Genomic DNA, 12,934 nt, shown 5'->3' with positions numbered 1-12,934 from the left:
GGCCGCTAAGCGGCCAGATGCAAGGCGCACTTGCGCCGGCGTAGTCATTCTACGTCAAGCAAGTGCAACGCCGCAGATGGCTGCTTAGCGGCCCGCCCGAAGGGAGCCCCCCCTCTTCACCAATCGAGAGGGCCCACAGCGGCGTTGCAGCTCTTGAAAATGGAATTACCATTCCCTGCGAGCAGCGCCTAACTGTGAACAATCTGGGGGGCTCTGGTATCACTATTTAGTACCATACAGGACACTATCTCTGCTGGGCTATATCGGCGCGGGCACGGGTGCCATGAAGGCGCCGGGTGGCAGGCAGCGGATAGTGCAGTTTAGGAAGACGGTAAAAAGTCCCCGGACAAAAAATAATTTTAACAGCATTACTCTGAATGTAGGAGCGGCCCATGGCCGCGATCGGGCTTTCCGAATTCTCCTGGTTCCACTTGAGAAAAAGCAGGTGCCGTTAAGCACCTGCTTTTCTTTACAGTTCAAGCTTGGTGATTACCCCCGCAGTTCCCACAACAGGCGCTGTCGACACTCTCGCTTTTGGCCGCCTGATCGGATTCCGCATAGGCGAGTGCGTAAGCCTGGGCACCGGATTCCGCTCCGACGGGTTCGGACGCATCCGGAAAGAAGAGCCCTTTAACCACCTGCCAGCACACCGCCAGGGCGCCGACGATAAACACCACGTCGCCAATGGTGCGCACCCAGCGCAGGTTGTGCAGCAGATCGCTTTGCAGGAAGGCTTCGCTGCGCGCATACCACATGCCCTCGGAGGCGCTGGCCAGGAACTGGATGACGCCGACCGGCAGCAGGCTGGTAAACAGCATCATCGCCAGGCCGATATTCAACCACCAGAAGCCGATGCTCATCAGTTTGTCGTTAAACACCAGTTGCGGGCGGATATAGCGCAGCACCAGCAGCGTGAAGCCCAGTGCCAGCAGGCCGTAGACGCCAAAGAGCGCAGCGTGGGCGTGGGTAGCTGTGGTGTTCAGGCCCTGCACATAATAGAGCGAAATGGGCGGGTTGATCATAAAGCCGAGGACACCGGCACCCAGCATATTCCAGAAGGCGACCCCGACAAAGAAGAGCAGCGGCCACTTGATGTTCTGCATCCAGGGGGCGGCGTGCTTGAGGCGCCAGTTCTCCCAGGCTTCGTAACCGAGTACCACCAGCGGTACCACTTCCAGCGCACTGAAGGTGGCGCCGACGGCCATTACCGGAGTGGTGGTGCCGGAAAAGTACAGGTGGTGGAAAGTACCCGGTACACCGCCCAGCATAAACAGCGAGGCTGATGCCAGGCTTGCGGCGGTCGCCATGGTGCGGGATACCAGCCCCATGCTACAGAAGATAAAGGCCAGGGCCGCAGTGGCGAAGACTTCGAAGAATCCCTCCACCCACAGGTGTACCACCCACCAGCGCCAGTATTCCATCACGGAGATGTGGGTGCGCTCGCCGTAGGCCAGCCCGGCGCCGTAGAAGAGACCGATGGCAATCACGGAGGCGGTCAGCAGTGCCAGCAGGTTTTTATCCCCCGGCTGGCGCAGTGCCGGCCCAATGCCGCGCAGCATCAATACCAGCCAGAAAGCAACACCGAGGAATTTGCCGATCTGCCACAGGCGGCCCAGGTCGACATATTCGTAACCCTGGTGGCCCAGCCAGAAGTTCCACTCCGCCGGCATGATCTGGGCAATGGCCAGGTAGTTGCCGGTGAAAGAACCCACCACCACCAGAATCAGTGCCCAGAACAGGATGTCCACACCCAGCTTCTGGAATTTGGGGTCCCTGCCGCCGTTGATGACGGGCGCGAGGAACAGGCCCGCCGCCAGGAAGCCGGTGGCAATCCAGAACAGCGCCGCCTGGATATGCCATGTGCGCACCAGGCTGTAGGGGAACCACTCGGAGACATTGATGCCGTAAAAGCTCTGCCCCTCCACTGTGTAGTGGGCGGTAAAGCCGCCGAGAAACACCTGTGCCGTAAAGAGTGCGACCACTACGAACAGGTACTTGCCCAGCGCTTGTTGCGAAGGGGTGAGGGCAAAGGTGGTGATGGGATCTTTTACGGGGGCGGCGACTTCCTCTTCGTCCTCCCTGCGCAGGAAGGCCCAGCCCCACACCAGCAAGCCCACGCCGGCAATCAGCAGCGCCACACTGGCAATGGACCAGACGATATTTTCCGCGGTCGGCTTGTTGTCGATCAGCGGTTCGTGGGGCCAGTTGTTGGTGTAGGTGGCGCCATCGGCGTAGCGCTCGGTGGCTGCCGCCCAGGCGGTCCAGAAGAAAAATTGAGCCATCCGCTCGCGCCGCTCGTGGTCGGGCAGGGTGTTTTCCTTCATGGCGTAGTTCTCGCGTGTGCCCTGGAGTTCCGGGGCATCGCTGAACAATCGGCTGTAGTAATCCGCCGTTTGCGCTATGGCCTGTGCACGCCGCTCGGATATCACCAGGGTATCGGTATCGGCGTGATAGGTGTTGGTGCGGTAGGCGGTTTTCAGTTCGTACTGGAGCGCGTTTTGCCGCCGCCCGTCCAGCTCCGCATAGCCAACACCGTATTCATCCCGGGCGGCCAGATCGAGCCAGGCGTTGAGCTCCCGGTGCAGCCAGTCGGCGGTCCAGTCCGGTGCCTGATAGGCGCCGTGGCCCCAGATGGAACCCAGTTGCATACCACCCACCGATTGCCAGGCGGTCTGGCCGTCGAGGATGCTGTCGCGGGTCATCAACAGCTGATTATTTTCTGTGACCACCTGCCCCGGGATGGGCGGTGCCTTGCGATACACTTCCGTTCCGACGTACCCCAGGAGTGCGAAAGTGGCGGCCAAAATGCCGATCAGAGTCCACCAGAGTTTGCGATACCGGCCCATGTCAGAGTCCCCCTAGTCCATCGATACGTTCAAACAGCAGGTTGTTTTCCAGGTGAATGTGCTCCTCCAAGTCCCGCTCCAGTGTGGCGAGCCCCAGGTAAAGTGCGTACCAGGTATTACAGGCCCCATTGGGTAAGGTCAGATTCCGGGTCAATTTGTTGATCTGTTGGAGAGCCTGGACGTGGTCGTGGTGCTCGTGGCGCATCATCGCCACCGGCGCCCTGGCCATGGCCGACATGCCCCGCATGATCAGGGGAAAGAGAATCTCCTCCTCCTTCTGCATATGGCTCTCCAGTTCAGCGAACATCTGTTCCAGATGATCCGCCAGACCGGCGGGACATTCCGGGTGGCCGCGATGTACTGACTCGACCCGGGCCGCCAGGTGTATCAACTGGGGCAACTGCTGCCGGTGGTACTCGTGATAGCGGGTGAGTATGTGCTCGATCAGCGCGCCGCTCGGTGCCCGATCCCAGTTTTCTGTTTCCGGCTGGTCTATGAGGGCATCCAGCTCCGCCGCTATGGCTTCCGCGTCCAGCGCCTTGCAGGCAGTGGCTTCGCGCAGGGTCTGCTTGCCGCTATTACAAAAATCCAGGCGGTAGGCAAAAAACACCGCCGTAGCGCCTGGAATCTGACGCGCAAGCTGGCCCAGGGGTTGATCCAGGGTATTCATGAAGTTCCTCCTCGAGGCTGATCTATCGGATAAGGAACCTCTGAAAAACTACTGCGCGTGCGCCTGGCGGCGTCCGGCGGTGCTGGTGCGCCAGCCCGGTCGGAATGCTCATGTACTACTTGTACACTCCGCTTCCTCCGCTCCGGCGGCCACCACCAGCCACCCGCTCGCTACGTTTTTCAGCGGTCCCATAACAATTGGGCGCGCCATTGGCTGCAACCTTAAGATGTATTGTGTATGCATCTTTAAAACATGCAAACAATAGTTATCTTAAGAGGGCGGACTCTTGATCTGGATCAAGACCCCTTCGATCTACGGCCTTGAAGTGCCTGGTACAAAGATATAAATTAAATGCATCATTTGATTGGAAGTACGCGATGAACGCCATTCCACTGCGGCGCCTGCCCTGGCTGTGTCTGACCTGGAGTTGCCTGGGGCTGGGGGCGGCGGGAGCCATACTGCCTCTGCTCCCCACCACGCCGTTTCTGCTGTTGGCGGCCTGGGCCGCCCCCAAAGCTTCGCCCCGGCTGGGCCACTGGCTGGAGGAGTCCCCGCGATTTGGCCCGGCGATTCATGCCTGGCGCAGCCAGGGCGCCGTGGCCTTGAAAGCCAAGGTTGCAGCCCTGGGCCTTATGACAACCAGTTGGCTGACCCTCTGGCTGCTGGGTGCCGCCCAGTGGGTGCTGCTGTTTACCGGCCTGCTGTTTGTCCTGGTGGGAGCCTGGCTCTCAACCCGTCCGCAGCCGCGGGGAGTCCGCTGATATGCAAATCGCCCAACCCCCTGCGCTGCTGGCTTACGGATTCCGGCCTTTTTTCCTGCTTACCGGCGTCTACGCGGTGGTGGTGATACTGGGCTGGATGGGATTTCTTTTCGGCGGCTGGCCGCTTCCCCTGGGTTGGTCGCCTTTCAAGTGGCACAGCCACGAGATGCTGTACGGCCTGGTATCCGCCGCCATCGCCGGCTTTTTGCTGACCGCCGTCACCAACTGGACCGGTGCGCCACCTCTCAGGGGCCGGCGCCTGCTGTTACTGGTGCTGCTGTGGCTGTCCGGGCGGGTATTTATGTGGCTGGCCTCCTGGGTTCCGGCCTGGCTGGTGGCGCTGGTGGACCTGGCATTTCTGCCGGTGCTGGCGCTCTACCTCCTGCGGGTACTGGTCCAGCACAACAACCGGCGCAACCTGGTGCTGGTGGCAGTGCTCACGCTGCTGTTTATCGGCAACCTGCTGATGCACCTGGGCTTTGCCAGCGGGCGAACCGGCCTGCTCGACACCGGTGAACAACTGGGCTTTGACCTGATCCTGTTGCTGATGGCGGTGATTGGCGGGCGCATTATTCCGGCCTTTTCCGCCAACTGGCTGCGCATGCACGGGGGCTCTCCGGATTGGGTGGCCCGCCCGGTGTGGATCGAGCGCATCGCACTGATTTCCATCGCGTTGCTGATCCCTCTGGATGCGCTGGGCGCACCGGAAAAGATGACCGGCCTGGTGGTCCTGATAGCGGCCCTGGGCAACGGCCTGCGTCTCTGGAAGTGGGCGGGCTGGCGGGTGCGCAAAGAGCCCCTGTTGTGGATTCTGCACCTGGCCTATGCCTGGATTGTGTTGGGCCTGATGCTGCGGGCGCTGGCGATGCTCACCGGCTCCCTGCCGGACACCGTCTGGCAACACGCCCTGGGGGTAGGGGCCATCGGCACCTTGCTGCTGGGGGTTATGACCCGCGTGGCGGTGGGCCACACCGGACGCCCGCTGAAGCTGATCCCTTTCGGTCTGTGGATTTACCTGGCGATCACCGCTGCCGCGCTGCTTCGCCTGCTGGTCGCCGCGCAGGTTATCGACTTCCGCCTGGGACTGTCCCTGGCGGCGCTCGCCTGGGTTCTGGCTTTTGGCCTGTTCGTGGCACTTTACTGGCCGATACTGAGTGGCCCCCGGGCGGATGGCCGCCCCGCGGATGGCCGCCCCGGATAACCCGAGAGATTGAACCATGCATATCACCCGCTATACCGATTATTCCCTGCGCGTGCTGATGTACCTGGCCCTCAAGGGCGGGGGGCTTGCCACCATTCGCGAGATTGCCGAGAGTTACGACATCTCCAAAAATCACCTGATGAAAGTGGTACAGGATCTCAATAACAAGGGCTACCTGACCGCCATCCGCGGCAAAAACGGCGGCGTGCGCCTGGCCGGCAGACCCGAGGACATCAATCTCGGCCACCTGGTGCGGGATACCGAGCAGGACCTGGCGCTGGTCGAATGTTTCAGCAACGGCAGGGGATGCGTGATCACCCCCGCCTGCGAACTCAAGCGGATGTTTGCCGAAGCGCTGGAGGCCTTTTTCAAGGTGCTGGATCAATACACCCTGGCGGACCTGTTGCCGCAAGGCAAAGCAAAGCACATGGTGCGTTTGTTGAGGATTGGCTGATGGTTTTCTTGCTCAAACACCTGCACGTTACCCTGGTAGTGATCTCCATCAGCTTTTTCATTCTGCGTTTTCTGGGCCGGCAGATGGAGGCAGGGTTTGTCCAGGCCCGATGGATCAAGCCCGCCCCGCACCTGATTGACACACTGCTGCTGTTATCTGGCATCAGCCTCGCCGTCCTCTACCGGCTATCGCCGCTGCAGGCGAATTGGCTGATGGTCAAGCTGATACTGATCCTCGGTTATATCGGCGCCGGTATCGGCGCCATGAAAGCGGCCGATGCCACTCACCGTATGCTTTACGGGTTGCTGGCCCTGTGCCTGGTGGGCGGAGTGATTTTGATGGCGGTGCTGAAGCCGGTCTGATTATGGCCTGATATTGCCCGGCCCAACTTAGCAGAATTGCATTTCGCCGCGCCTTGCCCTTTGCTTCAGTGAGTAGAGACTCTTGCGTAGCGAGAGTGATTGAATCAGCTACTACTTCTGGTTGATGATATTCGAGAGGTGAAAAATTCAACATTAAAACAGGTTGCTATTCAAGGCGGGGTTTATGCACGTTTTTTTCACCAAGGCCCTCTCAGTGAACATACGATAAATAAGATTCTTTACAGCTGGTTTCCTCAAAGCGGCTACAAAATAGACACTAAAAGACCGATGATAATGATGCCTGAGGGCGCCTTTTTAAAAGATGTCTATGACCGATTTTTGGGTAGAGAACCAGATAAAAAAATATACGTTTATCAAAGCCTTGAGCTGACTGCGGAGCAGATTTCTCACTTCTGTTTGAGACAAAAGGCTTTTTCTTTCGGCTCAAATATTGACCAATCCCTCGGACTTCATGGATTGCAGCCTATTTTATAAGCAGTGCCATCCATGAGGTCTACAAGCTGGCTCCCTTTAACCGGCATGGGTTCCCTGTGGGTGAATAGTTACGGCGCGCCTTTATCATTAATAGCACTCCAGGAAGAAAGTGACTCGCAAATCTCTGATAAGTTTCCCTTTGAATTAATCTGAAGCTGGTATTGGTTAGCTTGCCTGCATTGAATTCACTCTATGTGGGTGCATTTTTTGTGAAAAATTGTTGTGTATTTAGAGTCAAATTTGAAGTTAGAGCCAAATTTGAAGTACTACTATCTCTGCCGGGATGACGACGACCAAGAGACGGTTCCGGTCAGTGCGCAACGCTTCCAGCCCCGGACCAATCATGAGGCCGTTGCCTTCAACGGCAAGTTATGGGTAATAGGTGGGTCTCAATCCAACGGCCGCAATAACAACGTCGGGTCGTCGGAAGACGGTCACTCCTGGGTACTGGAAGCCGACGCCGCCGCTTTCGGTGATCGTCAGTACCATCAGATCGTCGAGTTCAAGGGGAAGCTCCGGCTGCTGGGCGGCAGCTCCGGCAACCTCTACTACCAAGACATTTATTCCTCCGAAGACAGAGTCAACTGGACACTGGAAGGCACCTCACCCAAAGCGATGGCAGTTGGTCCCAGCACGCTTATATCAAGGCCTCGAAGGCTGGGGCGGACGATCAGTTTGGCTCTGGCTTCGCACTGTCGCCGGACGGCGGCGTGCTGGCGGTCGGCTCTTTCCAGGAATACAGCTCTGCCACCGGCATCAACGGGGATCAGGCCGACAACTCAGCGCCGGTCAGCGGCGCTGTCTACCTTTATTAATTCATTAATTGACCGGAAAAGAGTCGAGGCAGGTTCAGGCTTGTCCCAGCCTACCTTGATCGGCCTATCAAGATACCCATGCGGTCGACTGTCACTGCACTTTCGGTGCGCCTTCGATTTGTCGAATCCGCAGCTTTCGGAATTCATTACATAAACCGTTAAGAGGAAACACTCATGATCTGGATAAAACGTATCTGTCTTCTTGCCCTATGCCTGGTTTTTTTGTCCGCCTGCGGTGGCGGAGGTAGTGGTGGCGGGGATGTCGGCGGTGGGGATGTTGGTGGAGAAGATGTCGGAGGAGAGGATGACGATGGCGAAGATCCAGTAACCGCTGCCCCACCGGCACCAGCGGCCACCCTGACCCCCACGGCCACGAAAACCTTCGCGTTCAGTTGGAGTGATGTGTCTGAGGAAACCGAATACCGCTTGCTGGAAAACCCTGATGGCGACTCCGGTTACAACGAAGTGGCCGTGATCCCGGCGGACAGCACCGAACACAACCTGACGGTCTCCCTGCCCCAGCGGGTAAACGCAAGCTATATCCTCCAGGCCTGCAACAGCCTGGGCTGTACCGATTCTGATGAGATGTTCGTAACCGGTTCCCTGGCCGAGGCTGTGGGGTATTTCAAGGCCTCAAACACCGAGGCTGATGACCTGTTCGGATTCCAGGTCGCCCTGTCGGCGGATGGCCGTGTGATGGCCGTAGCTGCTGCCCAGGAGAGTAGCGGAGCCACCGGTAGCAATGGTGACCAGGCGGATAACTCCGTGGAATACAGCGGCGCGGTGTACGTATTCACACAAAACAATGGTGTTTGGACCCAGCAGGCCTATCTCAAGGCTTCAAACCCGGGACATTGGGACTTTTTTGGTATCAGTCTTTCACTGTCCGCCGATGGAGGCGTTCTGGCAGTAGGTGCCAGTGGCGAGGGTAGCAACGCATTCAACAGTGGCGCGGTGTATGTGTTCACCCAAAGCGCTGGGGTCTGGTCCCAGCAGGCGCATATCAAGGCGTCGAATACCCAGCAAAGTGATGAGTTTGGTGGCAGCCTCGCGTTGTCGGCCGACGGTAGTACCTTGGCAGTAGGTGCCTATGCAGAGGATAGCAGCGCCACCGGCATCGATGGCAATCAGGCGGATAACTCCGCTTCCGCCTCCGGTGCGGTGTACGTGTTCACTCAAAGTGGTGATACCTGGTCCCAGCAGGCATATATCAAGGCTTCGAACACCGAGGAGTCGGATTATTTTGGTCACAGGGTCGCACTGTCGTCGAACGGCAATGTCCTGGCTGTAAGTGCGAATAACGAGGACAGTGTTGCCACCGGCATAGATGGCAATCAGGCGGACAACTCAGCGACCAACAGTGGCGCGGTGTACGTGTTCAGCCGTAACGATGGCACCTGGTCCCAGCAGGCGTATATCAAGGCCTCAAACCCCGAGGAAAACGACTGGTTTGGTAGCAGCCTTGCGCTGTCGTCTGACGGCCATGTCCTGGCGGTAGGAGCAACGGGAGAGGACAGCGCTGCCACCGGCATTGATGGCAATCAGGCGGACAACTCCGTTGACTTCGCCGGGGCAGTGTATGTGTTCACCCAAAGTGGTGATACCTGGTCCCAGCAGGCGTATATCAAGGCCTCGAACACAGCGGAGTTTGACCGATTTGGTGCTAGCCTCGCGCTGTCGGCAGACAGCCGCGTCCTGGCGGTAGGCACAGATGCTGAGGATAGCAGTGCCACCGGTATTAATGGCGACGAAGCGGATGACTCTGCGAATTCCAGTGGTGCGGTGTACCAGTTCAGTCAAAACGCTGGCACCTGGTCCCAACAAGCCTATGTTAAGGCTCCGAACACCGAGGGGGGTGACCTGTTCGGCAGATCCGGGATCGCCCTATCCTCAGACGGCAGCGTCCTGGCGGTAGGTGCATGGGATGAAAGCAGCAGTGCCACCGGCATCAACGGTGACCAGGCCGACAACTCCGCAGAAGGTAGCGGCGCGGTCTACCTCTATTAATTCATTCATTGACCGGTAAGAAAACGGGGGCAGGTTCAGACCTGCCCCATGCCTACCTTGATCGGCCTATCAAGATACCCATGCGGTCGATTGTCAGCGCACCTTCGGTGCGGCATTCGATTTATCGAGGCGCCATGCCACCTGGTCGTGCACAGTGCCTGTGGGAGCCTGCCCTGCAGGCGAAAAGACGGTGCTAAATGGCAACGCCATTATTCGCCAGTAGGGCTGGCGCCCACAGGGTGCGGCCCTATGACTCAATAGCACTAAAGCTGGTTCCGCGAACCCCGAAACTTGAGTTGCGAATAATCGGTTTTCTCAATCGGACTGAACACGATAGAGCGTAATTTCTGGATTAACTCACCACAAATCCTGATAGATCCACCTGAGACCCTTTGCCAGCCCAACTGGAAAAGTTGAAAAGTGATCTGTTCCGGGAACAATTTCGTCATTTAAATGCAATTCCTGATAATTGCGTGAGCGGATGCGTTTCAAAAATCTCTTGTGGCCATCAACCATATTGTTTTTCATGCCATTTTCAGGGGTTTCCAGAGCACCTGTTGCAAAGAAAACATTTGCAGCTAATGATTTATGATCTTGTGCGTATTTTTCTTCGAGATCAAAAATTATTTCATCCTTAAACCAAAGAGAAGGGCTTGTCAAAATATAGCTGGAAAACAATTGTGGTTTGGTTATCAATACCCAGGCGCCAAACGACCCACCCAGAGAGTGACCAGAAAGAATTCTTCGTTCCGGGTTGGCGCGGTAGTTTTTCTCGACAAAAGGAATAATCTCTTTCTCAATAAACATTAGATAATCTGCGGCTCCTCCGGTTGCGTAGTTACTCCAGCTCTCATCACGTTCCGGGGTAAGATCTCGGACCCGGCTATATTGTCCGTCTTCCCTGTGCGCAAAAGCAATGCCGACAACTATTGCCCTATTCATACTTTTAAAATGTGTAACACCTGCAGCAACTTTAAATGTATGAGGTCCGTCATTTAAATATAAAGCGGGATATGTTTTTTTGCTGTTTTCGTTGTTGAAGTAACCAGAAGGGACTTTGATATAGATATCGTATTTTCGGTTGAGTACCTTTGAGTTGATAGTAAAAACCTCAGAGTTCTCTATTTCAAATGATTCTTTAACTTTAGTCGCAATCTCCTTGGCGGTTGCCTGAGAAGAAGAAAACATAATTATAAATAAGACAATAATCTTACTCATGTGGTATCCGATTGATTGCATATGGCAAGGATGATCTATGGGCGCCTCTAAAAATTCGGTTCTCGTCACCCCCGCGAAGGCGGGGGGGCAGTAGCGGCGGGTTTCTAGATTCCCGCCTTCGCGGGAATGACGATTTAGAGGTGCCCCTATGTGATTGCCGGGTTAACACCGCCGCGCTGCGAATCGGTGCTTCGCTCGCACCGAATCCTTTCGGGCCGGCCCGGCCTGAAAAGGCGCCCCGGGGCGCCTTGGCTTCCTCTACGGCTTCGCCAGCACCGGCACTTGGCTGACCGGGTCCACCACTTTGCCGTCTTGGTGCAACTCCCAGTGCAGGTGCGGGCCAGTGGCCTTACCGGTGCTGCCCACCAGGCCGAGGGTCTGGCCCTGCTCGACGCTATCGCCTTTGTTCACCAAACGCTTGTCCAGGTGGGCATAGAGGGTTTCCACACCCTCCCCGTGATCGATGATCACCACCTCGCCGCTGGCCCCCATGGTGCCGGAGAAGGTGACCACTCCGGCCCTGGGTACCTGTACCCGGGTGCCCCTCGGTGCCCCCAGGTCGATGCCCTTGTGCAGGCGCTTCTCCTTAAATTCTGCGTCCTTGATGGGCCAGGGCCTCATGCCGAAGCCGGAGGTGACCCTGGCCTCAGGCAGCGGGTTGATAAAGGCTTCCGCGACCTTGCCGGCCTGGGCCAGCTGGGGTTGCAGGCCCAGTACCAAGGCGCCGCTGGCCAGGGTCAGGGACCACAGCGCTCTGTTGGAGCCCTTGCGGGCGCTCTGTTTGCCGTTCAGAATGTGACGGATTCTCAAGGTAAAGCTCCTCTTGTTTTGCGTTGAGAAGGCCGCGACAGGATCATTGGCGTGAGTTGTCGCGGTTTGGCGAAGGGTCTTCAGCATTGCCTCTGCATAGGCCCTTCGCCGTTTCGGGTTTTCTTTTCTGAGTACCTCTTCGTCACAGCCCTGCTCCAAGGCGTCCACCGCCCGTTTCGCCAGCGCCTTCAGCGGCCAGTTGAACCACAGCAGTGCCGCCATCCATTGCAGGCCCAGCACCGCCAGCGGATCGCGCCGCGCCAGGTGCTCCAACTCGTGGCGCACCACCAGGCGGATCTGCTCGAGGGACAGCTTGTCGAGCGCCCACTGGCTGAGCACCAGGGTCGGTCTCGGCAGGGCCGTGGCAAAGGGGGATATCCGCTCTTCCACCAGCACCAGCCTCAGTCCTTTCGGTGCATCCACTACCCCCAGGTGCCGGGCCAGCTCGCCCTCTGCGGGCAGGGACTTGCCTCGCCTTACCAGCCCACTCAGCCGCCGCTGGCCCAGCGCCAGACGGCCCAGGCCGATGGCGGCGCCCAGGACCCAGATCAGGCCCCAGGCCAGGAGCCCCCATTGCCAAGTGGAAGCCGCGCCATCTGCATCCGCCGAGAGTTCAACTGCATGGGGACCCGCCTGGATCGGCGCCGTCAACGCCGGCAGGCTCAGCTCGATGGCCGGAGCCTTTTCCACGGCGGGCAGGAATCCCAGGCAAAAGCTGGCGAAGGTCAGCACGGCCGCGGCCAGCCAGGGCTCGCGCCAGCCGTTCAGCCAGTCCAGGTGACGGGCCAGCAGTACCAGCATGCCCATCGTTGCGGCACCGACGGCCAGGGAGATCAGACTGGACAGGGCCAACTGGGCAAGCCATTCAATCATCTTCGCCTCCCTTTTCTTCGTCTCCCTTTTCGTCTCCCCGGGTCAGCAGCGCTTCCAGCTCCTTCAGCTCGGCTTCGCTGAGCAGCTCACTACCGGCAAAGAAGGAAGCCGGCACCGGGCCCTTGATCTCCAGCACCCGCTCGGCGAAATCCCGGGCATAGGCGGCCAGGGTCGCGACCTTGGCCGCCCTGGCTTCGAACACCTTGAGCCCGTGCACTTCGAAGGCCTGCAGCAGGCCCTTGTCCTGCATACGGTCCAGGGTCTTGCGGGTGGAGGAATAGGACCAGCCCAGTTGCTCTTCAACCTGCTGGTGGATCTCGCGGGCGCTGAGAGGTGATTGCTGCCAGAGGGCCTTGAGGACGGCCAGCTCCGACGCCGAAGGTTGCTTCATGATGCGATCTGCCTTGTGACGAGTGGGATTA

At 58.2% G+C, this 12,934-nt stretch carries 12 protein-coding genes and 1 other RNA gene; 8 read left to right on the top strand and 5 right to left on the bottom strand.

Annotated elements, in window-relative coordinates:
• Positions 1 to 476 precede the first annotated feature (476 nt).
• Positions 477 to 2,846: a nitric-oxide reductase large subunit gene (locus ACRC0P_RS05475; protein ID WP_438628775.1), complete on the bottom strand. Its 2,370-nt coding sequence runs from the start codon at positions 2,844 to 2,846 to the stop codon at positions 477 to 479.
• Position 2,847: 1 nt separating this feature from the next.
• Positions 2,848 to 3,516 (bottom strand): iron-sulfur cluster repair protein YtfE, encoded by a 669-nt coding sequence (gene ytfE, locus ACRC0P_RS05470; protein WP_438628774.1) that lies wholly within the window; start codon positions 3,514 to 3,516, stop codon positions 2,848 to 2,850.
• Between the two features lie 110 nt (positions 3,517 to 3,626).
• On the opposite strand from ytfE, the gene ACRC0P_RS05465 reads away from it, so the two are divergent.
• From ACRC0P_RS05465 to ACRC0P_RS05430, 8 genes are all read left to right on the top strand, one after another.
• Positions 3,627 to 3,698, top strand: a non-coding RNA gene (locus ACRC0P_RS05465) — sX9 sRNA.
• Between the two features lie 195 nt (positions 3,699 to 3,893).
• Complete coding sequence (locus tag ACRC0P_RS05460) at positions 3,894 to 4,277, top strand: DUF454 family protein (RefSeq protein WP_438628773.1); 384 nt, start codon at positions 3,894 to 3,896, stop codon at positions 4,275 to 4,277.
• A gap of 1 nt (position 4,278) precedes the next feature.
• Entirely contained in the window at positions 4,279 to 5,478 is a 1,200-nt protein-coding gene (locus ACRC0P_RS05455; protein WP_438628772.1) for an NnrS family protein, read from the top strand.
• Between the two features lie 16 nt (positions 5,479 to 5,494).
• Positions 5,495 to 5,932 carry an RrF2 family transcriptional regulator gene (locus ACRC0P_RS05450; protein WP_438628771.1) on the top strand — a complete coding sequence of 146 codons (438 nt, stop codon included), beginning with the start codon at positions 5,495 to 5,497 and terminating at the stop codon, positions 5,930 to 5,932.
• A complete protein-coding gene (locus ACRC0P_RS05445; RefSeq protein ID WP_438628770.1) occupies positions 5,932 to 6,294 on the top strand; it encodes a SirB2 family protein in 363 nt (120 codons plus the stop codon). Before ACRC0P_RS05450 ends, ACRC0P_RS05445 begins: the two co-directional genes overlap by 1 nt.
• 99 nt (positions 6,295 to 6,393) lie before the next feature.
• Positions 6,394 to 6,789: a GyrI-like domain-containing protein gene (locus tag ACRC0P_RS05440; protein WP_438628769.1), complete on the top strand. Its 396-nt coding sequence runs from the start codon at positions 6,394 to 6,396 to the stop codon at positions 6,787 to 6,789.
• 258 nt (positions 6,790 to 7,047) lie between these two features.
• Positions 7,048 to 7,758 (top strand): hypothetical protein, encoded by a 711-nt coding sequence (locus ACRC0P_RS05435; protein WP_438628768.1) that lies wholly within the window; start codon positions 7,048 to 7,050, stop codon positions 7,756 to 7,758.
• Between the two features lie 20 nt (positions 7,759 to 7,778).
• On the top strand, positions 7,779 to 9,611 hold the full coding sequence (locus tag ACRC0P_RS05430) for an FG-GAP repeat protein (protein ID WP_438628767.1): 1,833 nt from the start codon (positions 7,779 to 7,781) through the stop codon (positions 9,609 to 9,611).
• 357 nt (positions 9,612 to 9,968) lie between these two features.
• Here ACRC0P_RS05430 and ACRC0P_RS05425 read toward each other — a convergent pair whose 3' ends face one another.
• The 3 genes from ACRC0P_RS05425 to ACRC0P_RS05415 form a co-directional block, all read right to left on the bottom strand.
• Positions 9,969 to 10,829, bottom strand: coding sequence for an alpha/beta hydrolase (locus ACRC0P_RS05425; protein ID WP_438628766.1), 861 nt, complete (start codon positions 10,827 to 10,829; stop codon positions 9,969 to 9,971).
• A gap of 258 nt (positions 10,830 to 11,087) precedes the next feature.
• Entirely contained in the window at positions 11,088 to 12,512 is a 1,425-nt protein-coding gene (locus tag ACRC0P_RS05420; protein ID WP_438628765.1) for a peptidoglycan DD-metalloendopeptidase family protein, read from the bottom strand.
• A complete protein-coding gene (locus ACRC0P_RS05415) occupies positions 12,505 to 12,903 on the bottom strand; it encodes a BlaI/MecI/CopY family transcriptional regulator (RefSeq protein WP_438628764.1) in 399 nt (132 codons plus the stop codon). The genes ACRC0P_RS05420 and ACRC0P_RS05415 overlap by 8 nt, the downstream gene beginning before the upstream one ends.
• Between the last annotated feature and the right edge of the window lie 31 nt (positions 12,904 to 12,934).

The organism is Microbulbifer sp., assembly GCF_051659245.1.
Classification (GTDB): domain Bacteria; phylum Pseudomonadota; class Gammaproteobacteria; order Pseudomonadales; family Cellvibrionaceae; genus Microbulbifer.
Note: the sequence above shows the minus strand (reverse complement) of the source record. Positions and strands in the feature narration are given on the sequence as shown.

Excerpts from the sequence above, each read along its gene's own strand:
- ACRC0P_RS05415 (WP_438628764.1), bottom strand. The coding sequence starts at position 12,903 with ATGAAGCAACCTTCGGCGTCGGAGCTGGCCGTCCTCAAGGCCCTCTGG.
- ACRC0P_RS05445 (WP_438628770.1), top strand. The coding sequence starts at position 5,932 with ATGGTTTTCTTGCTCAAACACCTGCACGTTACCCTGGTAGTGATCTCC.
- ACRC0P_RS05475 (WP_438628775.1), bottom strand. The coding sequence starts at position 2,846 with ATGGGCCGGTATCGCAAACTCTGGTGGACTCTGATCGGCATTTTGGCC.
- ACRC0P_RS05425 (WP_438628766.1), bottom strand. The coding sequence starts at position 10,829 with ATGAGTAAGATTATTGTCTTATTTATAATTATGTTTTCTTCTTCTCAG.
- ACRC0P_RS05430 (WP_438628767.1), top strand. The coding sequence starts at position 7,779 with ATGATCTGGATAAAACGTATCTGTCTTCTTGCCCTATGCCTGGTTTTT.
- ACRC0P_RS05420 (WP_438628765.1), bottom strand. The coding sequence starts at position 12,512 with ATGATTGAATGGCTTGCCCAGTTGGCCCTGTCCAGTCTGATCTCCCTG.
- ACRC0P_RS05450 (WP_438628771.1), top strand. The coding sequence starts at position 5,495 with ATGCATATCACCCGCTATACCGATTATTCCCTGCGCGTGCTGATGTAC.
- ACRC0P_RS05455 (WP_438628772.1), top strand. The coding sequence starts at position 4,279 with ATGCAAATCGCCCAACCCCCTGCGCTGCTGGCTTACGGATTCCGGCCT.
- ytfE (WP_438628774.1), bottom strand. The coding sequence starts at position 3,516 with ATGAATACCCTGGATCAACCCCTGGGCCAGCTTGCGCGTCAGATTCCA.
- ACRC0P_RS05460 (WP_438628773.1), top strand. The coding sequence starts at position 3,894 with ATGAACGCCATTCCACTGCGGCGCCTGCCCTGGCTGTGTCTGACCTGG.